This window comes from Candidatus Accumulibacter phosphatis, from assembly GCF_012939955.1.
Classification (GTDB): domain Bacteria; phylum Pseudomonadota; class Gammaproteobacteria; order Burkholderiales; family Rhodocyclaceae; genus Accumulibacter; species Accumulibacter delftensis.
Window position 1 is genome coordinate 1 of sequence record NZ_SPMY01000106.1, and the last position, 597, is coordinate 597.

Here is a 597-nt window from a genome sequence, read left to right on the forward strand (position 1 = left end):
GTCGCCGTCGAAGAGTCCCATGACGCCTTCTATGAGGATCAGGTCGGCTTCGGCCGCCGCCGCGTGCAGGAGTTGCCGACAGTGCTCCTCACCGCCCATCCACAGGTCGAGCTGATAGACCGGCGCAGCAGAGGCGCGCTCGAGGATCATCGGATCGAGAAAATCGGGGCCGGTCTTGAAAACGCGCACGCGCCGCCCTTGCCCACGATGGTGCGCTGCGAGAGCCGCGGTCACCGTCGTCTTGCCCTGGCCGGAAGCAGGCGCGGCAATGAACAGCGCCGGGCACGCCGGCATAGCGCTCACAGATCGACCCCTTTCTGCGCCCGTACGCCAGCGCGAAAGGCGTGCTTGACGTCGCGCAGCTCGCTGACCGTGTCGGCTGCGGCGCACAGTTCGTCCGGCGCGCCGCGGCCGGTAATCACCACGTGCTGCAGCGCCGGGCGGGCGGCCAGATCGGCGAGCACGAGCGGCAAATCCAGCCAGCCGTTCTTCAGCGCATAGGTCAGTTCATCGAGGACGATCAGCCCCAGCGACGGATCGCCGAGCATCTCGGCAACCACGGCCCAGGCGCGGCGCGCGGTTTCCCGATCGCGGGCC

Annotated in this window: 1 protein-coding gene and 1 pseudogene; both read right to left on the minus strand. The window is 68.7% G+C overall.

Translation table 11 applies throughout. From position 1 onward, the window contains the following. Positions 1-294 (minus strand): annotated as a pseudogene (locus tag E4Q23_RS21345) (cobyrinate a,c-diamide synthase); the annotation flags it as partial. A 5-nt stretch (positions 295-299) separates the two neighbouring features. Continuing rightward, positions 300-597, minus strand: a 298-nt coding sequence (locus E4Q23_RS21350; protein WP_211203891.1) for a cob(I)yrinic acid a,c-diamide adenosyltransferase, incomplete at its 5' end; no start/stop codon positions are given.